Source organism: Microcoleus sp. A6-C6, assembly GCF_036705955.1.
Taxonomy (GTDB): domain Bacteria; phylum Cyanobacteriota; class Cyanobacteriia; order Cyanobacteriales; family Microcoleaceae; genus Microcoleus.
Map to the genome: position 1 here is coordinate 63,808 of NZ_JAUBVR010000015.1, position 25,898 is coordinate 89,705.

The window sequence follows — 25,898 nt, forward strand, 5'->3', positions numbered from 1 at the left end:
ACAATTCCATGAAAAAAATGACAACACAACTACTAGAACTAGAGGGAACGTGGGAAGAAATTCTCGCCCAATCGGCAAAATTCACTGGACGCAGAGTCCGCATCGTCGTTCTTGCTAACGAAGATGAAGAAGCACTCCCATCTCCAGAAGAAAGTTTTCGGCAAGCATGGCTGGAAATAAAAACCGGAAAAACCAGACCTGTATCGGAACTGTGGGAAGGCATTGATGCAGAGTGATTCTCCTTCAATTAAGGTGTACTTTGCCGATGAATTTAAGCGCAATTTACGCGCACTGTCCAAAAAGTACCGCCACATTCGCTCTGACGTTCAGCCGATTGTTGAACAACTTCAAGCGGGAGAATTGCCGGGAAATCGAATACCGGGAATTAATGATATTGTGTTTAAGATGCGAGTCAAAAACAGCGATATCAAAAAGGGTAAAAGTGCTGGCTATCGACTAATATATTACGTTCAGATGCCTACAGCAATCTTCTTGATGAGTATTTATGCAAAATCAGAACAAGTGGATATTTCTGTAGAGCAAATTTTACAAATTATTAGTCAGTTGAATGATGCCACTATTCCTAAAGAAATACAAGATGAAGAAGATAGCGATCGCCCTGACGGTTAAAAATTAAAATCACAAAAATGACAACACAACTGCTAGAAGTAGAGGGAACGTGGGAAGAAATTCTAGCCCAAGCAGCCAAATTTTCTGGACACAGAGTCCGCGTTATTGTTCTTGCTGATGAGGAACCGCTGAAGTCAGCCGAAGACTGTTTTCGTCAAGGGTGGCACGAAGCAATGACAGGAGAAACTGTACCGCTTTCTGAACTGTGGGAAGGCATTGATGCAGCGATCGAGATGATGCACTCTCTGCCAGAAACTTTACAGCAGCAAGTAGCAGCATACTTGAAAGAGTATATCGCAGAATTAAAAGATGAGCTTCAATGGGACGAATCTTTCGAGAAAACGCAACAGCAACTTGTGGCTGCTGCCAAACGCGCAAAACAAGAAATTGCTGAAGGAAAGGCACAGGAAATGAAACTGAATGAGTTATGAAATCTGCGTTTCTTTGGCACGAAATAGAGGACACGGCACTGCCGTTTCCCTACGCGAACATCTGTACTCTTGAAAAAGTTACTCGTTACCAGTTAACATTGTTTTTGCTTGTTTTCTTGACCCGAAGTGTAAGGTGCGTCGCCATGAGATTGTCGATTCACTTTAGGAATTTTTTATGGCGACACACCCTACAAATATTAAATGCAGTACAATTTATTACATTCTCTCCAATACCTGAATCCCCAACAAATCTAAGCCTAATTTCAGAGTCCTCGCCGTCAAATCGCACAAAATTAGCCGCGAAGTCCGCAACGGTTCCTCAGCTTTCAAAACCGGACACTGTTCAAAAAATTGATTGAACTTTTGACTCAATTCAAACAAATACTGACAAATTCGATTCGGTAACAAGTCGCCGCCAACAGCATTTATAACTTCATTGAACTGCAATAAATGCTTTGCCAATACTAACTCGGCATCTGACTGCAAAATTACTTTTGCACTAGCATCTAAGTTATCAAAATTAATCTCACCTTTGCGGCGAATTCCCTGCACGCGCACATAGGCATACAGCATATAAGGTGCGGTATTTCCTTGCAATGCGAGCATTTTGTCGTAGCTAAATACATAGTTGCTGGCGCGGTTTTGACTTAAATCGGCATACTTGACGGCACTTAAGCCAACTGTTTGAGAGACGCTGGCAATAAATTCTTCTGTTTCGTGTCTTTCCTCTGCTTTTAATCTGTTTTCTAAATCTTGGCGGGTGCGGACAATTGCTTCGTCTAGCAAATCCTGCAAGCGCACAGCTTCTCCTGAACGGGTTTTTAATCTTTTGCCATCTTCTCCGCATACCAAACCGAAGGGAACGTGGACAATTTCGACATCTTCGGGAATCCAACCGGCTTTTCTGGCTACTGCAAATACTTGGGCGAAATGGTTGGCTTGTCCTGAATCTGTGACGTAAATTATGCGTTTTGCATTGTCGTTTTGGATGCGGTAGCGGATGGCTGCTAAATCTGTTGTGGCGTAGTTGTAGCCGCCGTCCGTTTTCTGCACGATGAGCGGTAATGGTTCGCCTTCTTTGTTGGTGAAACCTTCTACAAATACGCATTTCGCGCCGTCGCTTTCTACTAGCAAACCTAACTTCTTTAAGTCTGCGATTACTGCGGGTAATAATGGATTGTAAAATGATTCGCCGCGTTCGGTTAGTTTGATGTCTAGTAAGTCGTAGATTACTTGGAATTCGCGGCGGGATTGATCGCACAGCAGTTTCCAGGCGCGGCGGGTGTCTTCTGCGCCTGCTTGCAGTTTTACTACTTCTTGGCGGGCGGTTTCTTTGAAGGTTTCGTCTGTGTCAAAGCGCTGTTTGGCTTGGCGGTAAAATGCGACTAAATCTCCTAAGTCTAGGGCGTCTGCGGTGGTGAGGGCTTCGGGGTAAACTTCGCGCAAATATGCGATCAGCATTCCGAATTGGGTGCCCCAGTCGCCGATGTGGTTGATTCTGAGTACGTCGTGCCCTTGGAATTCGAGGATGCGGGCGATCGCATCTCCGATGATTGTCGATCGCAAATGTCCGACGTGCATTTCTTTGGCGATATTCGGGCTCGAAAAGTCGATCGCCACTCTCTGAGGCGTTTTCACCGGTTCAATCCCCAAACGGGTGTCGGCGGCGATCTCACTTATTTGCGCTTCCAAATACGCCGGTTTGAGCTTTAAGTTGATAAAACCGGGCCCGGCGATTTCTGGGGTTTCGCAGATGTCGGCGATGTCGAGGTTTTCGATGATTGTAGAGGCGATCGCCCGCGGTGGCTTACCTAACTTTTTGCCCAAACTCATCGCTGCATTGCACTGAAAGTCCCCAAACTTGGGATTTCCCGCAGGGGCTAGCATCAGATCCGTATCGGCATAACTCTCGCCGAATGCGGAGGTGAAGGCTTTTTCAAATCTGGTTTTTAACTGTTGGGCGATCGAGTTCATCTTTAATATTTTGATTGGATATTTATTTTAAACGCTAGAGGTTGAGGTCGATCGCAACTTTTAGCTGTACTTCTCCGGGGATTACCCCCTCGAAAATATTTTCCATCCTGATCTAAATCACAGGGTTTTGTATCTGAGATTACAGATTATCACAATGCCGATCGCTCTACACATCAAAAAATATCACATCTAGTCATGATCGCGATCGCCATACAATTTAGTTAAATCAGTTACATTAAGGTATGTTAATATTTTTTCAATGCTCCAAAAATTCTACGAAAGGAAGTAGTTATGTTATCTCAACCTGTTTTTGGCGATCGTTCCCTGACACAAGCCTTTGATCGAGCAGTAATCGCTCGCTTCGATGAGCCTCTGAGTCTCTCGACTCAAGCACTATTAGAAGAGTGCACCCTCGGCTTCGCCCCTTGTCCCGAAGGAGTCAAAACCTTTTTCATCATCGCGCCGAGTCTAGATGTAGCAGATGAACTAATTGAAAGAATCGACAGCATTTTAGATCGAGTTGTCGAACTCATGGCTGGAGTCAAACAAGTGGGCCTGTGCATCTTTCCCGCCGGCAGCGAAGACGAACAACCTGTAGATCTCCCAAACTCAGAAAAAGTTCCCCCCGATTGTATCGCTTGCAAATTCTTTACAATTATGTGTGCGGATGCTGCGACCGATCGCTAAAATTGACAGTTAGCAACCAGCAACTCGCTGTGCTGCGCTAAACCTCTGTTTTTACTGGCGCGGGGTAAATTCCTTATTAGTAACAGTCGCTGGAATTCTCCAGCAAAGCGTGCAGGTAGTTCGATCGTTTGCCCGGTTGCATTCGCTATTGAAGGCAAATTTTAACAAACAAGCATAATACATAAGAAATGCCCGCTTGTCAGTCGATCTAATTTTTACCTGCTGGATCAAACAGTGTTGCATCTACTGACAGTTGACAGTTGACAGAAGGAAGAAGGAAGAAGGAAGAAGGAAGAAGAAAGAGGGAAGTTCGGCAACGGATTTTGTAACGGATGTAACGGATTTAAAAGTCAAGGAAGAGGGAAGCAGAAAAAGGGAAGTTCGGCAACGGATTTTGTAACGGATGTAACGGATTTAAAAGTTAATAGTTAGTAGGGTTCGTCAGTCCCAAGTTTCGCTCCAATTCAAACATATTGAAACTGACGCACCCTACGGGGAAATATAGTGCGATCGCATCACCAGTTGATAGAATTTGTTAAAAATTTCAGTTGAAAATTTTAATTATTAAATTTTATGTCTAATATTGGCGATAAAATCAAAGATTGCAATTCTCAAATCTACAATCAAGCCATTATGGTAAAACTGACACCGAACCCCAGCTTTAGTTTAACGATTCGTGTTGCTCTGCCGAACCAGCCGGGAATGCTGGCTAGCGTCACCAGCGCGATCGCATCTGTGGGCGGCAACTTCGGCCAAATCGACTTAATCGAGCAAAGCCGCGCCACTACCATTCGCGATATCACCGTCGATGCTTACAGCATTGAACACAACGAAGAAATCGTCCAAGCAGTGAAAGCGCTACCGGATATCAAAGTGATCGATGTGTACGATCGCACTTTCGACTTGCACCGTGGTGGAAAAATCAGCGTAATTAGCAAAATTTCCCTCAAACGCCAATCTGATTTGGCAATGGCATACACCCCAGGAGTCGCCCGCATCTGTACTGCGATCGCCAATGACCCCCAACAAGTTTACAACCTGACAATCAAACAAAATACTGTGGCGATTGTTACCGACGGTAGCGCAGTTTTGGGACTAGGAAACCTCGGCCCAGCCGCCGCACTGCCAGTCATGGAAGGCAAAGCCATGCTATTTAAAGAATTTGCCGGAATTGATGCCTTTCCTATCTGTTTGGACACGCAAGATACCGAGGAAATTATTCGCACCGTGCAGAATATCGCCCCGGTTTTTGGTGGCGTTAACCTGGAAGATATTTCTTCTCCCCGTTGCTTTGAAATCGAAGCCAGATTGCGGGCAACCTTAGATATTCCAATTTTTCATGACGATCAACATGGCACGGCGATTGTTAGTTTGGCAGCATTAATTAATGCCTTAAAAATCGTCAAAAAAACGATCGCAGAAGTGTGTATCGTAATTAACGGAGCTGGTGCGGCCGGAATCGCGATCGCCCGTTTGTTGCGGAAAGCAGGTGCCGAAAACATCATCATTTGCGACTCCAAAGGCGTTCTCTGCAAAGATCGCACGGATATGAACCCAGAAAAACTAGAATTTGCTGTGGCTTCGGGCGGTACTTTGGAAGATGCAATGGCCGGTGCAGATGTATTTTTAGGTGTCAGTGCGCCCGGGGTGGTCACTCGCTCTATGGTGCGATCGATGGCCCAGAATCCCATTGTTTTTGCAATGGCAAATCCCATTCCCGAAATTCAGCCAGAATTAATTATGGAGGATGCGGCGATCATTGCCACTGGACGCAGCGACTACCCCAATCAAATTAACAATGTTTTGGCATTTCCGGGGATATTTCGAGGTGCTTTGGACTGCAAAGCTCGCACGATTACCACAAGTATGTATTTGGGTGCAGCTTATGCGATCGCCTCTTTAGTCAGCTCTTCTCAGCTTGACAAAGAGCACATTATACCGTCTGTTTTTGACGAAAGAGTTGCCATTGCCGTCGCCGGTGCAGTGCAGTTGGCCGCCCGCTCCGAAGGGATCGCTCGCGATTAATTGCAGGAAGTTCAGCAACGGATTCTATCACAGATTTAACGGATGTAACGGATAGAGAGATGTTCGGCCAACGAACAATGTACGGGATAGAAGGAAGTTCGGCCTCGTTGCCGAACTTCCTTACTGAGTTATAAAAGTTACAGCAATAAACAAGATAAAAAGATATAATTAAATAACCCAAGTCCAGCTATGTCAGATGCAAAGCCAGTTAGGAAAAGCCAAGCGCGATCGCTCCCACCGCAAATTGTTACAACTGTGCCCGCTAGGGCTGGCATTGTGCCGGACAGACGGGAGTTTTCTAGACATCAATCCAGCTTTTGCAAGTATTATCGGTTACACAGTTGCAGAAACTCTCAACCTCAATTACTGGGAAATTCTGCAAACAGATTGCGTTGGTAGAGAAAAATATTTAGAAATTCCAGCAAAAAATAGCTGTACTAGCCCGTGCGAAGCAGCATACAAACATAAAAATAACCATTTCGTATCCGTGCGAGTTTCCGAGCGGGCAATTGCAACTGATGGAGAATGCGTGATTTGGCTGAGTGCTGAAAAGATTTTAAATCATCGGGATGAAAACAGTCAGCCACGGGAATCAGCGCCACCGCACTGCAATTCACATCTAGAAAAATTGCTGGCAAACCAGACTGCCGAACTGACAAAAACTCAGGAACTACTCCAACAAAAAATCGCCGAACTGGAACAAGCAAAATCGAAACTGGAGCTGCAAAATCAGATTTTAGATCAAATTCGCGAAGCCGTAATTTGCACGGATACGAACGGCTCAATCACCAGTTGGAATAAAGAGGCTCAAAGGCTTTACGGCTACGAAACAAGTGAAGTTGTTGGTCAAGATGTTAGTCTAATATATCCGCCGAAACAGCGGGAATTAGTATTAGAATTGGTGACAAAACCGCTAGAAAAAACAGGCGAGTGTGAACTAGAAATTACTATGCAGCGCAAGTCTGGAGAAGACTTCTACTCGCACTTATCAATTTCTCTGGTTAAAGATGTTGGTGGCGAAGTCTTTGGGAGTGTGGGCTGCATCAGGGATATTAGCGATTGCAAAGTTTTAGAACAAGAATTAGCACAGAGACAAGATCGTTTTGATGCTTTTTTCAATGATGCGCCGGTGGGACTTTGCATTTTGGACTCCCAATTGCGGTACGTGCAAATTAATCCATACCTAGCAGAAATAAATTGCCTGAACCCAGCAGAACATATTGGCAAGACTGTAAGCGAAATATTGCAGAATTTGGCTCCAATGGTAGAGCCTTTGTACGAACAAATTTTGAGAACGAAAGAGCCCCTAATTAACATAGATATGAGCGGTGAAAGTCCAAAGCAGCCTGGGGTTGTTCGAGATATTACAGGCTCTTATTTTCCTCTGCTCGACAAAGACGGTGAGGCGATCGGCATCGGTGCAGTTGTAGTTGACATTAGCGATCGCAAACAAGCTGAAGTAGCACTGGAAAAAAGCGAACAGCTTTACCGCACTATGGCAAGCAACTTTCCTAACGGTGCAGTGATGCTGTTTGACAAAGAAATGCGCTACACCCTGGTAGAAGGTACAGAATTAGCAGCAATGGGGCTTTCTAAAGAGTTGATGGAAGGCAAGACAATCTGGGAAGTATTCGAGCCGGATTTTTGCAGTATCTTCGAGCCGAATTATCGGGCGGCGCTCGCAGGAGAAACCGTTGTTTCAGAATTTACTTACGGCGATCGCATTTACCTCGGTTACACTTTGCCAGTCAGAAACAAGCGGCAAGAAATCAGCGGCGGATTGTTAATGGCTCAAAACATTACGGAGCGTCACTTAGCAGAAGAAGCCCTCCGGGAAAGCGAGGAAAAATACAGGTGCATTGTCGAGACAGCAGATGAAGGAATTTGGACGATCGATGCGGAGGGTAAAACTACTTTTGTCAACCAAAAAATGGTCGATATGCTCGCCTGTACCGCCAACGAAATGATCGGGCAGTCGCTATTTGCTTTCATGGATGCAGAAGGCGTGGCGATCGCCGAAGCCAATCTCAACCGCCGCCGTGAAGGAATTAGCGAAAAGCACGATTTTAAGTTCCTTCGTCGAGACGGCAGCGACTTGTGGGCGATGGTTTCTACTAATTCCTTGTCAGACAAAGAAGGGCGCTATGTCGGCGCTTTGGCAATGGTTGCCGACATTACCGATCGCAAACAAACAGAAGCGGCATTGCAACAGTCGGAAGCCAAATTTCGATCGCTCTACGAATTAACCAGTTTGCCTGTTTTTATGTTATATGACAGTCGCATCGCAGATGCCAACACAGCCACCCTAAAACTATTTGGCTGCACCGCCCCGCAACAGTTGTACAGCAAAAAACCAGGCCAACTGTCGCCTTTTTTCCAACCCAATGGCAGAGATTCTTTGAGCATAGCCGACGAAATGATGGCGATCGCCTTTGAGCGGGGAAACCACCGTTTTGAGTGGGTTCACCAGCGCTTAGACGGTACGGATTTTCCCGCAGAAGTCGTGCTGACAGTCATCGAAGTTGGAAATGAAAAAATTATCCAAGCAGTCGTCCAAGATTTAACCGATCGCAAACTTGCCGAAGAAACATTAGTGCGATCGGAACAAGCACTGAGACAGCAAGCTCAGCGAGAACAACTGCTGAATCAAATTGCCAACCAAATCCGCAATTCTTTAGATTTAGACACAATTTTAGCAACCGCCGTTCAAGAAATTCGCAATCTGATGCAGCTAGATTGGTGCATCTTCATTTGGTATCGCCCCAACAGCAATCCTCCAATGTGGGAAATAGTTTGCGAAGCAAAGAATGCAAATTTGCCTAGTTTGCTTGGTACTTATGCTGTAGATGACCAATCTAGTGCCGCAGTGCAGCAGATTTTGGGCCGACAAATTATGCGAGTTGATGATGTTAGCTTTTTTGAAGATGTAGAAGTGCGCGCAATTTTCCAAGCATTTAAAATTAACTCAGTGCTGTCGCTGCCGGTTCATACTACTTCCGGCGATATAGGCACGATTAGCTGCTATCAGGCTCTGTCCGCGCGCCATTGGAGCGATTCGGAAGTCGAGCTGATGCAAGCAGTAATTGCTCAAATTGCGATCGCGATCGAGCACGCCGAATTGTACACCCAAAGCCGCACAACCGCCCAATTAGCCCAAGCTCAAACCCAACAGCTAGAACAAACTTTGCACCAACTACAACGCACGCAAACTCAATTAATTCAAAGTGAAAAAATGTCAAGTTTGGGACAATTAGTAGCAGGTGTCGCCCACGAAATCAACAACCCAGTTAACTTTATCTACGGTAATCTCAGCTACGTTAGCGAATACACTCAAAAATTACGAAAAATGCTGCAATTTTACCAGCGTGAATACCCGCAGCCTACCGCAGCAATTTTAGATGCCAGAGAAGACTTGGAAATTGATTATATTATTGAAGATTTACCAAAAATTGTCACATCTATGAAAGTCGGAGCCGATCGCATCCGCGACATTGTTTTGAGCCTGCGGACTTTCTCAAGACTTGACGAAGCCGAAATGAAACAAGTTGACATTCACGAAGGCATCGAAAGCACGCTGATGATTTTGCAAAACCGCCTGAAAAATAAACCAGATCGCCCGCCTATTAATCTTATCAAAGAATACGGTAAATTGCCTTTAGTAGAATGTTATCCCGGTCAGTTAAATCAAGTATTTATGAATTTGTTGACTAATGCGATCGACGCTGTGGAAATGGAAATTGATAAGTTCTCTCGCACGGGCAAAAATCTCACAATTACGATTCGCACCGAAGTAACCGACAATAACTGCGTGGCGATGCGTATAACTGACAGCGGCCCCGGAATCAGCGAAGACGTGAAACTGCGCTTGTTTGACCCATTTTTTACCACAAAACCGGTCGGCAAAGGCACGGGCTTAGGATTGGCAATTTCGCACTCTATTGTCGTAGAAAAACATGGCGGCCAGCTTTCTTGCAATTCTGTATTGGGAGAAGGTTCGGAATTTGCGATCGAGATTCCGCTGCGGCAAAAAACGAATTAAAACCCAATGCAAAATTCCCAGAAACCGGGTTTCTTCCGAGATATTTTGCCACCCACTGAGATTTTCTCAGAAACCCGGTTTTTTAGACTTTGCTTCTAACCTAAAGATTTAACATAAACCCGATCGCACCTTGGCGTTTCCACACCCGTCGTCGGTAGATATCCATTATTTTCGTACAATATAACAGCTTCCTTAAGAATGCTAGCAGTTTCGATCCAGATTTCATCAAAGCCGCGAGCCATTATTATACTTTCCAACTCTTGCAGTAAAAACTTCCCCAAACCTTGTCTCCTTGCTGCTGGCAAAATATACATTTTGCGAATTTCCACAGCATTTTTACCGCGCTCAATCGGATAGTAAGCGGCTGTACCCACGATTTCTCCTTGGCGTTCAACTACCCAAAATTCTCCACCCTTTTTATGATAATATAATTCGACATCATAGACATCTCGATCGGCCCCGCAAGGCTCACAGTTTAAACCGTATTCTGCTAAAATATTTTTAATTAAATTGAAGGCCTCCGCCCGATCGCGCGTTTCCCATGAACGAATCAAAAAATCGAGATGTTGGGTTTTCATTAGTTGTTGCAACTTACATTATTTTTTTGACTTTAGCAACCGTAAAATTACTGATTTTCTCGCATTTGACAGTCGTTAAATGCACCCAACTTTTAACTGTGAATTCTCGGTTCAGGATAAAGAGTTGCCAGCAACTGACTTTCTACCAATGATAATTCTTCTAGCCTCTCCATCACCAGAGTGCGATCGAAATAAGTTGTGGCTAAAATCCAATATACCCCATAATGGCGCGCTTCCGAAGCCATCAAACTACGATAAAACTTAGCTAATTCTGCGTCAGGACAACGATCGCCCAGCAGCCCCAGCCGTTCGTGACTCCGCGCTTCAATCAAAGCAGAAACCAGCAAAGAATCCAAAAGTCTCTCCGGTTCCTGTTTGCGAATTTGGGCGGACAAACCCGCACCGTAGGGAGGCGCAGCCAAAGGCCCCAAAGCGATACCGCGCTCTTCTAACCGCTGGTTGACTTGCTCGAAATGCTCCAATTCTTCGCGGGCGATGGCGGTTAGCATCCTCACCAATTTTTCCCGTGCTGGGTAGCGAAACATTAAATTTAACGCTACTCCCGCCGCTTTCCGCTCGCAGTGCGAATGATCTAATAAGATTGTATCAAAATGGGCGATCGCCTGTTCGACCCAAGCTTCCGAAGTCGGTTGTTTCAAAAACTTAATAGTTGGTAGTGTCAAATTCATTTTAGATTTTAGATTTTAGATTTTAGATTTTAGATTTTAGATTTTAGATTAGTCATTGTAGGGTGTGCATCGCGCACCATTGGTGTCAACTTAACGTCAAACGTAGTTACATACTGCTGTTTACCTCTGAGGCCAGATCCCCCCTAGCCCCCCTTAAGAAGGGGGGGACAAGAATCTTCTCAAAGTCCCCCTTCTTAAGGGGGATTTAGGGGGATCTGGTCTCGGATAAAAGCGAGATTTATCAACGGTTTTAGGCTTAATTTGACACCAATGACTGCGTATCTTACCCTTATAACTAGCGCGTCAAACCATTTTACACAATTTTTCAAACACCGCATACATATCACCCGCAAACTTTTTCGGATTCCACAACGGTGACAAACTTCCAGAGTCTTTAGACTTAATTAAATGTGCTTGAATTGCCTTTCTCAATTCACCATCTTTACCCAATTTTACACCCAAATTCACATATTCAGCCCAAGACCAAGCCACACCAGTTTCAATTCCCAAAGCCTGCAAAAACGAATAACCCATTCTCGACAAAAACTGCTCTCCGGTGCGAGTCACCACCGGCAAATCAAACCACAAAGCCTCTAAAGTGTGAGTACCTCCATTGTAAGGATAAGAATCTAACAAAACATCAGCCAGCAAATAGATAATTCTGTGCTCTTCCTCCGTAGCAAACCTCGGCAAAAACTTAATTCGATGCTTGCTAACTCCCTCAGCTTCGCAAGCTTGATGATACGCACCCTCAAACACCGCAGCATCGCCCAAAGCTTTGTGAATTAAAATACTGTTCGGAACTTGTTTGAGAATCGCAACTTGTGCTTTTACTAAGTCGCGATTAAATTTTCTGCCCGGAGCGACGCACAGGTAAACTATCTGATCCAAACCGATCCGATTCGACTTTCTCAATGCCACCGGATCGACTCCATACCTCTGAAAACCTGATACCGCCACAAAGGAATCCGGCATCCTAATTAGTTGCTCATCATAATATTTTTCCCTACCTGCTGGGTGCGAATGCCAGTCTGTAAGAAAGTAATTTTCCGGTGATATGTAAGGTGCATCAAATCCGAGCCAAGAAACACAAACTGGCGCGGGTTTTTGGTGAAGAATATCTGCGTGAACTGGTACGCTGAGAGAATCTAAATCGACTAAAATATCTAATTCATCTTGCTGAATTTGGTTGATAATTTCTGCGGAATTGGCAAGTCCGTTGGGGTAAGTTTTTGGGAAAGTCAGTTTACCGAAACTGTCAAATTGTTGAGTGCGATCGTCAGGAACAATTCTTTCGGAAGCGTACAGATACAAATTGGGTGTGATGACGGACAATTCGCGAATGATGTCAGCGCTGCACCAACCTACAGAATGGCGGCTGAAGTGATTGGACAAAAAACCGATTTTTAATTTGCTATTTGTTGGCTTGAGACTATAACTTACGGGTTGAGAAAAATTAGGTTTGATACATTTTTCGATGTACTTTTGGGCAATTAATCTGTAAAGTTTAGAGTTGGCTGCCAAGTCATCTCGCAGATAGGGCGTGCTGAATAACAAGTTTGCATAAAGCGATTTAATTTCTACCGGGCTAGCCGTTTCTAAGTTGTTCTGCAAGTATGATTCTAGTTCTAAAAATCGATCGCCTGCAATTTGATTCAATCCCGACACTTGATAGGTGCTGACGTAGTAAATCGCCGTCATAATTGGATCGGTTTCCGCGCACATTTGGCTGTATTTGTGTACGGCTTGGCGCGCGGCTGCTAAATCGCTAGTATCTCGGAGGATGCCGCACAAATGTTGGTGGGCGGCAATAAAATCTGGTTTAATTTCTAGGGCTTTTTGCAGGTTGGGTATGGCATCTTTAAACTTGCCCTGGTGGCGCAAAATTATGCCAATTTGACAGTATGCTTCGGGTAAATCGGGTTTGAAAGCGATCGCCCGTTGCCATGCAGCCACAGCCTCATCTAACTGCCCCTGCCGCGCTAATTTATCGCCTAAATTTATGTGAAAATCAACCTGAGCCAGATTGGGATTGAGTTCTAGGGCTTTTTGCTCATAGGCTACGGCTGCATCCGATTGCCCCTGCTGCTTCAGTGCGCTTGCCAAATTCCAGTAAGCAGCGGCCAAAGTTGGCTTGAGTTCGATCGCCTTTTGGTAATTGACAATCGCCTCCACCAAACGCCCTTGCTTGTAGAGCATACTGCCCAAATTAGCATAGGCCTCAGCAAAATCGGGATTTAGGGCGATCGCCTCCGAATAAAACCGCATCGCCTCCTCAATTTGGCCGCTGGCTTGCTGCACATTACCCATTGTCACGTAAGCCGCCGCCCAATCCGGTTGCAATTCCAGAGCTCGGCGACAAGCAGCGACGGCGGCTGCTAAATTGCCTTCAGAGTAATACATTTCTGCAACGACAGTCAGCGATGCAGCATCTTCTAATTCGGGTGTTTCGGATTGGTTGCGAAAATCGGAATTCATTTGGCGGCCTATGTGTGCTATCAAGTTAAAGGTTGAATCTATATTATTTTGCAGAGTACCAGTTTTACCGGAATTACGCGCGATCGTCACAGAGAATTTATGAGCGACAAGCAAGCGACACAGCACCAACCTAACATCAAGTGGAAGCCAAACCTCCTGCTGGGGATACTCTTGTTAGCCTTAGCAATCCCCTTGCCTTTTGCCCAAAAGACTCTGGCACAGCAGCAAACAGCGAACTTTCGGCAGCGAGTATTTCAAACTGCTCTTTATTTCACCTTATATTTTGAGGGCGGATTCAGCAATCACCCAGCCGATAAGGGCGGCAGAACCTATCGAGGCGTTCTCCAAACAGAATACAACTCGTACCGCTACAGTCGCGGGCTGCCACCCCTCGACGTGACGCAAATGTCGGAAGCAGAGCTCCTAGAAATTTATAAATATTACTGGGATTCTAGTCTTTCGGGAACTATGCAGCCTGCTTTGGCGATCGTCATGTTTGACACCGCAGTTAATTTTGGTATTAACAATTCTATTACATTTTTGCAGCAAGCTTTAGGATTGCCACAAACTGGTATTTTTGATTCACGCACCAGGGAAGCATTGAAAGTTGCTAATAACAAAAATACAGCGCTACAAATGATTAATGAACGGATTATTTACCGCTACAAACGGGTGCAAGAAGATCCGAGTCAAATGGCTTTTTTCAGGGGTTGGCTGAGCCGCGATTACAGTTTGTGGGGCTACGTGAACAAGATGAAAAATTAAGCACGGCGGTTGAAACCGCGTCTACACAAACGATGTCCGCCTCCGCGGACGAAGAAAATAAAAGGGTGGTTGAAACCGCCTATTTTTATTATATTCAACCAGTTTCGACAGGTTTTGTTAGACAAAACGCGGTTGAAACCGCCGTCCTATATTTTGCTAATACATCAACCATTGGTCAAGTCAATCGAGTTCAGAAAAGTCATAATATTGATTCATAAAAATCGAATTTATCAAGATATATTTCAATAAATTAAAAGGTCGGCCAATTTAAAATAAACCGCCTATAACAGAAATATAAAAACAAAACCTATAGCGCAAGCACGAGTAATACCATTTTTCTAAATATGTGCTATAGATGAAGTCCGAAGCCCCCCCTTAGTAAGGGGGGGTTGGGGGGGGGTAATATCTAGCGCTACTTTATGAAATTGGTATAACTTAAGCCATAAAACTATGACAGTAGAAGAAGCAATAAATTTTTTAGACAATCTGGTTTACGAACAAACCCAAAAACGCCTAACTCGGTTGCAACAGTCGATCGCGCGAGGCGTTTTAGGGGGTTTGACATACCAAGAAATTCAGCAAAACGATCCGATCGCCCGTGGCTACACAGTGGGCTACCTGGCGCGCTATGTCGGCTACAACTTGTGGAAAGACCTCACCAAGGTACTGAAGCAAGCAGGAATTATTGAACCAGAAGAAAGAGTAGTCGGAGCAAATCTTTGGGACTGCATCATCAGAGGTGTACAAAAAGACACGCAACCAGCTCAATCTCTCGATCCGATATTGGGAAAGCTACTGCGGATGCGTTACCGAATCCGAGAACATTTGGCGAGCACCGAGTACAGCGATACCTATCTCGCTGAAGATGAAAATTTGCCCGATCGACCTTTGTGTCTCGTCAAGCGCCTGAAAAGCCAGTCAGACAGAACCAGCCAGCTATTCGATCGAGAAACGCGAGTGTTATATCGCTTGGGAAAACACGATCGGATACCGGAACTGTTAGCTCGATTTGAAGAAAACGGGTATTTTTATTTAGTCTATCAATTCATCGAAGGAGAACCCCTATATCAAGAATTAATCGAAGGTCAACCCTGGGAAGAACATCGCGTTATTGCTTTGTTAAAAGATATCTTAGAAGTGATGGCCTTCGTTCACAAACAAAATGTAATTCACCGCGACGTTCACCCTCAAAACTTAATCGAGCGCGCATCAGACGGCAAGATTGTATTAATTGACTTTGGAGCAGTTAAAGAAATCAACAGCTCCCAAAACAGCACAGGCCAAACGCGATCGCGCGGCGGCACTCAACAAGACTACATTCCCCCCGAACAAGCCATCGGCTCGCCGAAATTTTGCAGCGACATCTATGCTGTCGGAATCATCGGGATTCAAGCCTTGACAGGGATGCGGCCGAAACAACTCAGAGTCGATAACTTAGGCAATCTCATCTGGCAGAAAAATGCAACTGTTACCCCGCAGTTTGCTAGCATTTTAGACCAGATGGTGCTTTACGCTTTCCCCCAGCGTTACCCATCAGCAACCGAAGCTTTGGAAGCACTTCAACAGTTGACAGTTGACAGTTGACAGTAGTCATTGGTCATTGGTCATTAGTCATTAGTCATTAGTCATTAGTCATTAGTTAAAGAACGAAACCCAAGACCATTGATGTAAGATTTGATACCAAAATCCGGTTTTAATACGGCCTCTTGAGTCCGCGAAGGCGGACTTTGTTTGTGTAGACGCGGTTTCAACCGCTGAGTCTTATTTGGACGGATGAATCGGGCGATCGCTAATTTCCCCGCAAGAAGGAACAAGGAACAAGGAATTTTTGGTTCTAACTAACAATCAAGAAAAATTATGGAATTCTGCCAAATACCTTCTACACCAGAACCTTTGATTTTCAGTTGACACTCTCTCTCAAGTTAGATAAGATAATTAATATTTTATGCTATGCAGTTTTAACAATATCTTAAGCAGCTTTGTATAAGGGGCAACAATATAACTATAGTGTTTATTGCTACCTTAGATACGTAGAAAAACAAATAATTTGAGGTATCGAGAAATTGGAACGTTTTTTACCCGCACCAGCGCAGTCACCCTCAACCACAATTGTTGCACTCCAGTCTTTTGCCAAAAAAGCTGGAATTGCAGTAATCGCGATCGGCTGTACAGTCATTTTGGGTTGGATATTCGACCTCCAACTCTTAAAAAGCATTCTGCCCGGACTCGTGACAATGAAAGCCAATACAGCCGTCTGCTTTATTTTGGGCGGGCTTTCTCTGTTCCTCCAACAGCGCAGCCACAGCGAATTAACAACAACAAAATATCAAAAAAACTATAACTTTTTAAGTTATAGCAGTTCATTTTTACTTATATTAATTAGCCTACTCACCCTCGTTCAATATAGCTTTAATTTAGACTTAGGCATTGACCAACTACTATTTAAAGAAGGTTACACCCTGACAAGCCTCTCAACACCGGGACGCATGGCGCCGAATACTGCTGGTGCTTTTTTATTGCTGGGAACAGCCCAGTTGCTGCTGTCAGAACGTCGCCCTAAATACCTGCGGGTTCAAATCTTAAGCTGTTGTGCATTTTTAATTGCATTTCTGGGTTTGATAGGCTACATCTACGGCAAAGCTTTATTTTACCGAATTGGCGATAATACAGGAATGGCTTTGCACACTTCCGTAGCATTTATGTTGCTGAGCCTCGGAATTTTATTTGCCAATCCAGAGCGAGGATTTATAGCAGTAATTGCCAGCGATCGCGCGGGCGGCGTTATGGCGAGGCGCTTGTTGCCCCAGGCGATCGTTATCCCGCCTTTAGCGGGTTTATTCATCATTTCAGGAGATCGATTTAAAGCCTACGAACCAGAGCTAGGACTATCGCTATTAAGTGTATTGAACGTAATTATTTTTACAGTTTTGATTTGGCAGAATGCGAAGACTCTTTGCACCGCAGACCGGAAGCGCCATCGAGCAGAAATGGGATTGAGAAAAGCTAAATTAGACCTAGAAACTCAAGTTGAAAAACGGACTATCCAACTGCAAATTACCAACGAACAATTGCAGCAACAAATTCTAGATTCTCAAACAACAAAGCAGGCGCTTCAAAAAAACTACAACCTGTTGCTGACAGTCATTAACAGTATGCCAACAGCCCTGTTTGTTAAAGATATTCATGGCCGTTACACGATGCTCAACGCTGCGGGAGCAAGTATAATTGGCAAGTCGGAAGATGATATAATCGGCAGAGATGATAGCGAGTTATTTCCGGCGGAAATTGCAGGCAATATTAAGAAAATAGACCGCCAGATCGTGGCAGCAGGAAAAACGCAAGTTATAGAAGAAGAACTGCCAGTTAAAGGCAATTTGCGGACATTTCTTTCTACAAAAAACGCTTACCGGGACTGGCAAGGAAATATCAGCGGTATAGTTAGCGTCGCGCGGGATATTACTGAGAGCAAAGAAGCCGAAGTCGCCAAAAACAATCTGGTAGCAATTCTGGAAGCAACGCCGGATTTTGTAGGTATCTGCGACCTCGAAGGACGCGCAGTTTACATCAACAAAGCAGGCAGAAAAATGGTGGGTATCGACGAAGACGCAGATATATCCCACCGACAAATTGCAGAATTCACAGCAGCGTCAGCCCGCAGCACCTTGAAAGAGGCGATCGCCACCGCAGTTTCCGGGGGCGTTTGGAACGGAGAAACAACCTTTGTGTCAGCATCGGGCCTGGAAATTCCCGTCAGCCAAGTCATCATCTCCCACTCCGCATCCGGCGACAAACTCGGATACATTTCCACGATCGCCCGCGACATCAGCCATCGCAAACAAGCTGAACAAGCGCTGCAACTGTCTCAAGCTCGTTTCGCCGGCATTGTAGAAATTGCCGACGACGCGATTATTTCCGTCGGTGCTGACCAAAAAATTATCCTGTTCAACCAAGGTGCAGAACGGATTTTTGGGTGGACAGCAGCGGAGGCGATCGGGCAATCCCTGAACCTGCTGTTGCCCGAAGCTTTTGTCGCGACTCACAGCCACCTCGTCAGTAATTTCGGCGTCGCTGTTAAACAAGCGCGAAAAATGGGCAGCCGCAAAGAAATTTTTGCCCGCCGCCGAGACGGTACGGAATTTCCCGCCGAAGCTTCTATTTCCAAACTCGAAGTTGCAGGCGAAATCATATTCACAGCAATTTTGCGCGACGTGACAGCCAGCCGGCAAGCCGAAGAATTTGTGCGTTTGAGCGAGGAAAGATACCGATCGCTGGCAATGGCCACCGCACAGATGGTTTGGATGACAGACGCTAGCGGAGTCTTCGACAAACCTCAGCCGGATTTGACGGCTTACACGGGCATGAGCTTGGAAGAGATGACGGACAACTGGATACAAGCAGTGCACCCAGAAGACCGCGATCGCACAATACAAGCTTGGACGCGCGCCATAGAAACAAAAAGTCTCTACGAAATCGAGCACCGCTTCCGGGCAGCAGACGGCAGCTACAGACACTTTTGGGTGCGCGCCGTCCCCGTTTTGGCAGCCGGCGGCAGCGTTCGCGAGTGGGTGGGAACTCACACCGATATTAGCGATCGAGTGCAAGTTTTGGCAGCGATGGAACAATCAGCCGCACAATATCGATCGCAAGCAGTCCAGCTCGAAAAAGCTCTCCGCGACTTGCACCAAGCTCAAACTCAACTAATCCAAACCGAAAAAATCTCTTCACTCGGCCAGCTAGTCGCCGGAGTCGCCCACGAAATTAACAACCCGATTAGCTTCATTTACGGCAACATCACCCACGCCAGCGAATACGCCAGAGACTTGCTCGGTTTGCTCCACCTTTACCAGAAAAAATACCCAAATCCCCTCCCAGAAATTGCCGAAGCAACGGAAGATATGGAAATCGACTTCTTAATGGCAGACTTTCCGAAGATTTTGGAATCAATGAAAGTAGGAGCCGATCGCATCCGCGACTTAGTTGTATCCTTGCGGAACTTTTCGCGACTCGACGAATCGCAGATGAAGCTAGTAGACATTCACGAAGGAATCGAAAGCACTTTGGTAATTTTGCAGCACAGGATAAAAGCTAATGCAGGTCGTCCGGCTATTAAAATTATCAAAGAATACGGCAACTTTCCAAAAGTCGAGTGCTATCCAAGTCAGCTCAATCAAGTATTTATGAATCTTATAGCAAATGCGATCGACGCCCTGGAAGAATACAACAGCCAGCGTTCTTCCCAAGAAATATATGCTCATCCCAACACAATTCGGATTAGCACCAGCGCGAATTCAGACACAGCAACAATTCGGATAGCCGACAGCGGAAGCGGAATCAATCAAGAAGTCATTAGCAAGTTGTTTGACCCATTTTTTACTACTAAACCAGTCGGTAAAGGCACCGGATTGGGACTGTCAATCAGCTATCAGATTATAGTTGAGAAACACCGAGGCAAATTGCAGTGTGTTTCCGCGCCCGGAGAAGGTGCAGACTTTATCCTAGAGATTCCCATTTCCCAGAAAGTATTAGCCCCGGCTGCGGAAAACGTCAAGGAAATGGTCATTAGTCATTAGTCATTAGTCATTAGTCATTAGTCATTAGTCATTAGTCATTAGTTATTAGTTATTAATTCCTCAAGGTCACGCATGGGGCGAGAAACCCGGTTTCTACGAGTTTTGGGTTGAGTGACGAGAAATATCCAAAGAAACCGGGTTTCTGATAGTCGCGCATCGGGCAAGAAACCGGGTTTCTACGAGTTTTGGGTTGAGTAACGAGAAATATCGCAAGAAACCGGGTTTCTGTCTCCCCATCTCCCCATCTCCCCATCTCCCCATCTCCCCATCTCCCCCTCTCCCCATCTCGATCGCCCAAAATCGCAATAATTCTTTACAATAAAATAGTAAATATAATTATTCACTTAAAAAAAACCCTTGAAAATGCCCGTAAACCAACTTTCTGCAACCACAGCCTCAACCCAAACACCAACACTCGACTATGATATCGCGATCGTCGGAGGCGGCATAGTCGGCGCTACCTTAGCCTGCGCCCTCAAAGATTCAGGATTAAAAATCGCCATAATTGAAACCCAACTCCCGGCCGCCGCAGCAGCCAAAAAACAAGCCTATGCAATTACCCTGCTGTCGGGAATGATTTTAGAAGGTATCGGCGTGTGGGAGCAAATATTGCCACAAATCACCACCTTCGAGCAAATTAGCCTTTGCGACGGCGACTATCCCGGTGTCGTCGAATTCCACCGCCCCGACTTGGGAAATACTGGCAAATTGCCGGTACCAAAAACAGCTTTAGGTTACGTTGGCGAGCACCGAGTCATGCTGTCAGCTTTGCAGGAATCTTTGGCAAAAAATCCGAATTTTAATTGGGTTTGTCCTGCGGAAGTGGTCGAAGTAAAATATTTAACTAATTCGGCTGAAATTCAAATCAAACAAAACGGCGCAACTCGCACAATTCGCACCAAATTATTAGTTGCCGCCGACGGTTCTAAATCGCGCATCCGCACCGAAGCCAACATCAGCACGCGCGGCTGGAAATACTGGCAATCCTGCATTGCTATCACCATTAAAGCAGAAAAACCGCACAACGATATCGCTTTTGAGCGCTTTTGGCCGAGTGGCCCGATGGGAGTTTTACCATTACCGGGGAACCGCTGTCAAGTAGTTTGGACAGCACCCCACGCGGAAGCAAAAGATTTGCAGTCAATGGACGAAACAGAGTTTTTGACTTTGTTGGAACAACGCACGGGCGGGATTTTGGGCCGTTTGGAGTTGGAGAGCGATCGCTTTTTGTTCCCGGTGCAGTTAATGCAGAGCGATCGCTACGTGTTGCCCAGATTAGCATTAATTGGCGACGCTGCCCACTGCTGCCATCCCGTCGGCGGACAGGGATTAAATATGGGGATTCGAGACGCTGGGGCCATCGCCCAAATCTTGCAGCAAGCCCACCAAAAAGGCGAAGACATCGGCGACTTGCGAGTATTGAAACGGTATCACAACTGGCGCAAAAAAGAGAATTTAATCGTGTTAGGTTTTACCGACTTTCTTGATAGATTATTTTCCAATACTTGGCTGCCAATTGTTGCATTTCGCCGCTTCGGATTGTGGTGTTTGCGAACAATTCCCCCAGTCCGATTTGTATCTTTGCGCTTGATGACCGGCTTAATGGGCCGCCCGCCAAAATTAGCGCAAAACTAGGTTCGTAGTGAGGACTTCAGTCCTCAAAATTTGTTACAGCCCGTCTATAGCGGTTCTCAAAAAAGTGAGGTCTGCCCAATGCCCAATGCCCTATGCCCAATGCCCAATGCCCAATGCCCAATGCCCAATGCCCCATGCCCCATGCCCCATGCCCCATGCCGCCCAGTCTTCTATTCAAAAAGTCTCGTTTCCAGTTGGTTCTGGGATTGGGTCGCTCAGACCTAGCTTCTGATAGCGATAGGAGGCGACAACCGGGTAAACAATGCCGCGCAGCCGATTTATTGCACCAACCGGACGATGGACTGCTAGACCGTTCCAAGGAGAAAATCGCAGGTTTTCACAGAAATCGTATTGTTTCTCAAAATTAATGATTTGATGCTTGACGGTGAGACGACCTACTGTGAAAAACGGAGATTCATTTTCCTTCCAGAGAATCGTGGTATCGTCGATCGACATCTTGGAGTTGGTTTGGAATTGAATGCCAAAGTCCCAACAATATTGAGCATCAGGTTGGAAAAGGGCTTGAATGATGTCATCCCGGTAGTAATTGTCGAGTTTATTGGGATCTAAACCTAAAGCTTTGGCGCGATCGCTAAAAGGAAGTTTAGGAATCCCAGGTCGAGACTGGGATGCAATCTTATTGTGCGGCGGTTCGCCTGAAACTGGAGTAAACGCATATTTAATCACAGCCGGATATTCGACAGGAACTAGACTCGTTTTGGAAGCATCAAAATCGGGTTTAAGACCCAAAGCAGAGGCTGAACTGCTCCAATATCGTTCTGTTAGTAAACTTTTTGGAGTCGAACTCGTACCCTTGAGGAGTGCTAAGAATTGCCTCGGATGTTGATACAACCACTTCTTTGTTGCCTCCTTCGACTCAACGACGGCAGAAAAAAAGCCGTAGTAGTCTTTGATGTTTTTAACAAAGAAAAACGCTGAATTGTGAACAATCAGATCCTGGGTTTTCGACTCATAGCTTTGCAGCAGTCGTTCCCCTTCAACTCCCATCACTTTCACTGCCATTGAGCGGGTGTCGGGTTCGCAATCATTTTTGGGTTGGAAAGCCCCGTTGGCAAATCGCAGCCAAACAGGATATTGCTTGGGCAAAGAGAGCAAGCCTTGCTTCAGGGAAATAGCATTGAGTTGCGAAGAAGTCAACGAGGCGCGTTTGTTCAACTCGCGTTTAATCGCTTCCTCATCAAAGTCAAAGATTTCGAGAGTTCCTTTAACAGCAGCGTGGCTTTTGGTGTGGGTATCTCGCAGCGCCCGTTCCTTGTCCTTATAAAGATTATCCATGCGGATATTGGTTTGCTCGACTAGGCGATCGCAATATTCGCCTTCATCTTGTTCGGGATATTCTGTAAACAATTTATTGTTCATATTTACCTTGATGCGTTTGCTGATTAAACGGGTTGCCAATTGTAGCGGTAAAACGAAATTCGATAGTTTTTACCTTGAGGAATGTTGCGGTGTACTACCTCAGAAAGCGTTTTGGTATTGTGAATAATTTCCCAGCCCACAGGCGAAAAAGTTTCTGGATTGAAGATATTTTCGGCTAATAAAGGATTGGTGAATGCTTGAGAAAACGCATCAATTCCGATTAATCGTCCCACTAAAGGAGGTAGGGCTGAGTTGGGACGCAAATCTTCGGCATAGAGTCCGACATAAAGCTCAATATTATCTACGTGTCCGTACAAACTTTTTAGTTCTCGTTGAACTCTTTTATTGCCACTAATCTGATCGAAATCGGTGACGCGGGGATACTTGCACAACTCACGATAATCGTTGTAGCTTCTCAGTTTTGATTGACGAGCCATGCGAATACTGGCTAACTCGGTTGGTAATAGAAATTCAGGCGTATTGAATAAACTCAGTTGCGCGGCGGGTTGGGAACAACTTTCTTCAAAGATGCCTCCTAACCCCTTGCTGATAATCATGTTGTTGTTCCACATTGAGGCAGGCATGGGAACTGTCTGATCGTTGTGAATGAGAGTATCAGGCAACATACTGTGCCAGCGGTATACCAAACTAAATTCTACCGACATCCAATTATGGCGATACCATTTTTCATTAGTGAATGCCTGTGGATCGGTGAAGAATTGGAAGTGATAGGGAGTAATGTGGTTGATGTAATCTTCTAACACAATCCTGAGAAATTCAACCACTACAATGTTTCTGGCAGTTTGGAACAGACGTTCATCATCCCAGGCTGGATAGTGTTCTGCTAAGATGTCGCAGACGCGATTGTGTTCTCTCAAGCAAAGAACGTTCAGCATGACATAGCCAATTTGCACGTTTGCCCGTTCTAATTCAATCCCCATCGCGAATAAACTTTGTTTTTTTTCGTGAGAGAATGTCTCGGATTTTGGGATGGAATTTTCGGTGTAAAGATGAGGTAATTCGGCGAATTCTTCTTTGGCTCGTCCATCCTCATCGTAGTAAAACGGAGGATATTCTTCGCCATTAATAAATTGGCTTTTCATCTTGCCGCCTTTGTGCGATCGCAGCATCTGTGTAATCTTGGGGTTTAACCCATAGACATTACACAGATCGATATGGTGGTTGGAAGTATTTTTACGGTGATCGTCGCGGGCTGTACGCAGAAAGCTGTCGGTGAACCACTGCACAAAATAGGGAAACATCAGTGAAGATTTGGGCGAGTATTGTGTCTCCCCGTCTTTACGATACAAAATTTCCAAATCCTTAATCGGCGGCAGATTTTTCTCAAACTCTTCGGTAGGCGCTAAATTAATGCCGACGTGATTTTCATTGGTCAAGGGTTTCCAATCTAAAGGCGGCAACTGGAGTCCAGAGTACGAGCGATCGATCAATGAATCCCAAGATGTGTAGGGAGACATAGTGCTAAACTGATAGGGACGAACCGGAATCTTATTAATGGCATTGTTAATCAGCGTTTTATTGACTTTTTTTGCAAGACCTGAATTGTTTTGAATAAAGCTCCAAATTGGCTTTAAGCCAGTTAAAGCAGCCGTCTCCAGTTTGTTTTTAAATCCGTCCCGTGAAGTATCTCTTTTGCTTGCCATGATAGTTTTTCTTTCTCGGTATTTGTCGGTTTGAGGGGGTGATGCTGCTAATTTTTCAGATTCTCGGTATTGCTCGGTTCTAGGTGGTGATGTTGCTAATTTTTCAGATTGTGATGCAGTCTTTTCAGCCTGCTGGATGGAATCAAGTTTTGGGAGATGTCGTTGTAGATTTTTGGGGCGGTAATCCTGGCGGGTTTGCAACCGCAAGATCGTGCTTTCATGGAGTTCTTCAATTGCATCGCTCACTTCACGCAACTTGATTCCTGCTAATTTGAAAACCCCTGGATCGTTCTTAAAGTCACACTCATAATTAGGATTGATACCTGTTGGAATGACACTAGGATCGAATTCTAGCCCCAGTCCAAGGTTACGGGTTGAATCCAACATCCACTGCAAGGCGGCATCTGATAACCCACTGTATTCTTTCGTTCCACCGCCTACGCAGCTATGTCCGCCGGGAAACCAAACTTGAATTACCCGCTGGTTCTCAGTATCAGGATGCTTTTTCATGGGAGTTACGTCGAAAGCTTCGCGGATTTCGTCGATCGCCACGGCGTGCAACGCATTCTGAATCCCTTTATTTAAAGTTGTGTCGTGAAATCTGTAGCGCTTGTTGAGTTGTTCGTGAACCTGCTTGAAGGCAGGTAAACCAGGAATCCCCAGGGAACCGACGGTATCGAAACAACCAATCAAGGTAATCGGGACGCGATCGCCATAGGTGTCGCGGTAATCGGCAGCCATTTTATCTCGCGGTTTAACCTCTCGATGACGGTAAAGCTCGTAAGCTTCGTGGGTTTTAGTCACATGAGGGCGCGATAGAAGACCGGCGCAATAAATCATTCCCGCTAGACTTCTGACGGTGTAAGCACCGCGACTGAACCCGAATAGATAAATTTCGTCACCATCTACATAGTTGAGACTGAGGAACCGATAGGCATCCTCAATGTTGCGATCGATTCCTAATCCGGTGGCTCCGCCTAAAATCTTTTGACTCTCGGTGCCAATGCCCTCGTCATAAAACACGACCTGTGGAACTCCATCACTTGCGATCGGTTTCACAGATTGAGCCAGCTTAACTACATTGCTTGGGTAAGGACTCGATAGCTGTTGCCAAGTTCCATCACAGCAAATAACCAGACGTTTCATGTTCCACCTCAAAAGCTTTAACTCGCCGTAGCGTGCATTGCAACGCATCTTACAAGTTGAGTAGCTGCGTAAGCCTATTTATTTTACCAAGTAATTAACTGTTTTAAGAAAAACTTTAAAACCTGAAAGATGACGGGCTGACCGCAATAGTCTAAATCCCTATTTATACCAGTTCAAAAAAACCATGCAACTGTAGGAAAGCTGCAA

18 protein-coding genes are annotated in these 25,898 nt (G+C 45.3%); 12 read left to right on the forward strand and 6 right to left on the reverse strand.

The window, feature by feature from the left end:
• Positions 1-17 precede the first annotated feature (17 nt).
• Genes QUB52_RS09100 through QUB52_RS09110 form a run of 3 tightly spaced genes read left to right on the forward strand, consistent with a single transcriptional unit; the run spans position 18 to position 1,061 of the window.
• Positions 18-236: a hypothetical protein gene (locus QUB52_RS09100; protein ID WP_332972699.1), complete on the forward strand. Its 219-nt coding sequence runs from the start codon at positions 18-20 to the stop codon at positions 234-236.
• Entirely contained in the window at positions 226-630 is a 405-nt protein-coding gene (locus QUB52_RS09105) for a type II toxin-antitoxin system RelE/ParE family toxin (protein ID WP_332972698.1), read from the forward strand. The genes QUB52_RS09100 and QUB52_RS09105 overlap by 11 nt, the downstream gene beginning before the upstream one ends.
• Before the next feature lie 17 nt (positions 631-647).
• Positions 648-1,061, forward strand: a complete 414-nt coding sequence (locus QUB52_RS09110; RefSeq protein WP_332966498.1) for a hypothetical protein — start codon at positions 648-650, stop codon at positions 1,059-1,061.
• Between the two features lie 216 nt (positions 1,062-1,277).
• Here the strand turns inward: QUB52_RS09110 and argS are convergent, their stop codons facing one another.
• Entirely contained in the window at positions 1,278-3,035 is a 1,758-nt protein-coding gene (gene argS, locus QUB52_RS09115; RefSeq protein WP_332972697.1) for an arginine--tRNA ligase, read from the reverse strand.
• A 291-nt stretch (positions 3,036-3,326) separates the two neighbouring features.
• On the opposite strand from argS, the gene QUB52_RS09120 reads away from it, so the two are divergent.
• The 4 genes from QUB52_RS09120 (at position 3,327) to QUB52_RS09135 (ending at position 9,786) form a co-directional block, all read left to right on the forward strand.
• Positions 3,327-3,722 (forward strand): hypothetical protein, encoded by a 396-nt coding sequence (locus QUB52_RS09120; protein WP_265234653.1) that lies wholly within the window; start codon positions 3,327-3,329, stop codon positions 3,720-3,722.
• A gap of 253 nt (positions 3,723-3,975) precedes the next feature.
• Positions 3,976-4,122 (forward strand): hypothetical protein, encoded by a 147-nt coding sequence (locus QUB52_RS09125; RefSeq protein ID WP_265234651.1) that lies wholly within the window; start codon positions 3,976-3,978, stop codon positions 4,120-4,122.
• Positions 4,123-4,355: 233 nt separating this feature from the next.
• Positions 4,356-5,747 (forward strand): malic enzyme-like NAD(P)-binding protein, encoded by a 1,392-nt coding sequence (locus tag QUB52_RS09130; RefSeq protein ID WP_265234737.1) that lies wholly within the window; start codon positions 4,356-4,358, stop codon positions 5,745-5,747.
• A gap of 196 nt (positions 5,748-5,943) precedes the next feature.
• Positions 5,944-9,786 (forward strand): PAS domain S-box protein, encoded by a 3,843-nt coding sequence (locus QUB52_RS09135; protein ID WP_332972696.1) that lies wholly within the window; start codon positions 5,944-5,946, stop codon positions 9,784-9,786.
• A gap of 95 nt (positions 9,787-9,881) precedes the next feature.
• Here QUB52_RS09135 and QUB52_RS09140 read toward each other — a convergent pair whose 3' ends face one another.
• From QUB52_RS09140 to QUB52_RS09150, 3 genes are all read right to left on the reverse strand, one after another.
• Positions 9,882-10,364, reverse strand: a complete 483-nt coding sequence (locus QUB52_RS09140; RefSeq protein WP_332972695.1) for a GNAT family N-acetyltransferase — start codon at positions 10,362-10,364, stop codon at positions 9,882-9,884.
• A gap of 92 nt (positions 10,365-10,456) precedes the next feature.
• Positions 10,457-11,053 carry a tRNA-(ms[2]io[6]A)-hydroxylase gene (locus QUB52_RS09145; RefSeq protein WP_332972694.1) on the reverse strand — a complete coding sequence of 199 codons (597 nt, stop codon included), beginning with the start codon at positions 11,051-11,053 and terminating at the stop codon, positions 10,457-10,459.
• 303 nt (positions 11,054-11,356) lie between these two features.
• The gene (locus QUB52_RS09150) at positions 11,357-13,531 is read right to left on the reverse strand and encodes a tetratricopeptide repeat protein (RefSeq protein WP_332972693.1); all 2,175 of its coding nucleotides are present in this window, start codon (positions 13,529-13,531) and stop codon (positions 11,357-11,359) included.
• Between the two features lie 99 nt (positions 13,532-13,630).
• Here QUB52_RS09150 and QUB52_RS09155 point away from each other — a divergent pair, with 99 nt between their 5' ends.
• From QUB52_RS09155 to QUB52_RS09175, 5 genes are all read left to right on the forward strand, one after another.
• Positions 13,631-14,296 (forward strand): glycoside hydrolase family 108 protein, encoded by a 666-nt coding sequence (locus tag QUB52_RS09155; RefSeq protein WP_332972691.1) that lies wholly within the window; start codon positions 13,631-13,633, stop codon positions 14,294-14,296.
• Complete coding sequence (locus tag QUB52_RS09160; RefSeq protein WP_332972690.1) at positions 14,266-14,514, forward strand: hypothetical protein; 249 nt, start codon at positions 14,266-14,268, stop codon at positions 14,512-14,514. Before QUB52_RS09155 ends, QUB52_RS09160 begins: the two co-directional genes overlap by 31 nt.
• Positions 14,515-14,746: 232 nt before the next feature.
• Positions 14,747-15,880, forward strand: coding sequence for a serine/threonine-protein kinase (locus QUB52_RS09165; RefSeq protein ID WP_332972689.1), 1,134 nt, complete (start codon positions 14,747-14,749; stop codon positions 15,878-15,880).
• Between the two features lie 479 nt (positions 15,881-16,359).
• Complete coding sequence (locus tag QUB52_RS09170; protein WP_332972687.1) at positions 16,360-19,866, forward strand: PAS domain-containing sensor histidine kinase; 3,507 nt, start codon at positions 16,360-16,362, stop codon at positions 19,864-19,866.
• Positions 19,867-20,229: 363 nt separating this feature from the next.
• On the forward strand, positions 20,230-21,501 hold the full coding sequence (locus QUB52_RS09175) for an FAD-dependent hydroxylase (RefSeq protein ID WP_332972685.1): 1,272 nt from the start codon (positions 20,230-20,232) through the stop codon (positions 21,499-21,501).
• 174 nt (positions 21,502-21,675) lie between these two features.
• Here the strand turns inward: QUB52_RS09175 and QUB52_RS09180 are convergent, their stop codons facing one another.
• A complete protein-coding gene (locus tag QUB52_RS09180) occupies positions 21,676-22,881 on the reverse strand; it encodes a catalase (RefSeq protein ID WP_332972684.1) in 1,206 nt (401 codons plus the stop codon).
• 23 nt (positions 22,882-22,904) lie between these two features.
• Entirely contained in the window at positions 22,905-25,691 is a 2,787-nt protein-coding gene (locus QUB52_RS09185; protein ID WP_332972683.1) for a phospholipase effector Tle1 domain-containing protein, read from the reverse strand.
• Between the last annotated feature and the right edge of the window lie 207 nt (positions 25,692-25,898).

Excerpts from the sequence above, each read along its gene's own strand:
- QUB52_RS09100 (WP_332972699.1), top strand. The coding sequence starts at position 18 with ATGACAACACAACTACTAGAACTAGAGGGAACGTGGGAAGAAATTCTC.
- QUB52_RS09105 (WP_332972698.1), top strand. The coding sequence starts at position 226 with ATGCAGAGTGATTCTCCTTCAATTAAGGTGTACTTTGCCGATGAATTT.
- QUB52_RS09110 (WP_332966498.1), top strand. The coding sequence starts at position 648 with ATGACAACACAACTGCTAGAAGTAGAGGGAACGTGGGAAGAAATTCTA.
- argS (WP_332972697.1), bottom strand. The coding sequence starts at position 3,035 with ATGAACTCGATCGCCCAACAGTTAAAAACCAGATTTGAAAAAGCCTTC.
- QUB52_RS09120 (WP_265234653.1), top strand. The coding sequence starts at position 3,327 with ATGTTATCTCAACCTGTTTTTGGCGATCGTTCCCTGACACAAGCCTTT.
- QUB52_RS09130 (WP_265234737.1), top strand. The coding sequence starts at position 4,356 with ATGGTAAAACTGACACCGAACCCCAGCTTTAGTTTAACGATTCGTGTT.
- QUB52_RS09135 (WP_332972696.1), top strand. The coding sequence starts at position 5,944 with ATGCAAAGCCAGTTAGGAAAAGCCAAGCGCGATCGCTCCCACCGCAAA.
- QUB52_RS09140 (WP_332972695.1), bottom strand. The coding sequence starts at position 10,364 with ATGAAAACCCAACATCTCGATTTTTTGATTCGTTCATGGGAAACGCGC.
- QUB52_RS09145 (WP_332972694.1), bottom strand. The coding sequence starts at position 11,053 with ATGAATTTGACACTACCAACTATTAAGTTTTTGAAACAACCGACTTCG.
- QUB52_RS09150 (WP_332972693.1), bottom strand. The coding sequence starts at position 13,531 with ATGAATTCCGATTTTCGCAACCAATCCGAAACACCCGAATTAGAAGAT.
- QUB52_RS09155 (WP_332972691.1), top strand. The coding sequence starts at position 13,631 with ATGAGCGACAAGCAAGCGACACAGCACCAACCTAACATCAAGTGGAAG.
- QUB52_RS09165 (WP_332972689.1), top strand. The coding sequence starts at position 14,747 with ATGACAGTAGAAGAAGCAATAAATTTTTTAGACAATCTGGTTTACGAA.
- QUB52_RS09175 (WP_332972685.1), top strand. The coding sequence starts at position 20,230 with ATGCCCGTAAACCAACTTTCTGCAACCACAGCCTCAACCCAAACACCA.
- QUB52_RS09180 (WP_332972684.1), bottom strand. The coding sequence starts at position 22,881 with ATGAACAATAAATTGTTTACAGAATATCCCGAACAAGATGAAGGCGAA.
- QUB52_RS09185 (WP_332972683.1), bottom strand. The coding sequence starts at position 25,691 with ATGAAACGTCTGGTTATTTGCTGTGATGGAACTTGGCAACAGCTATCG.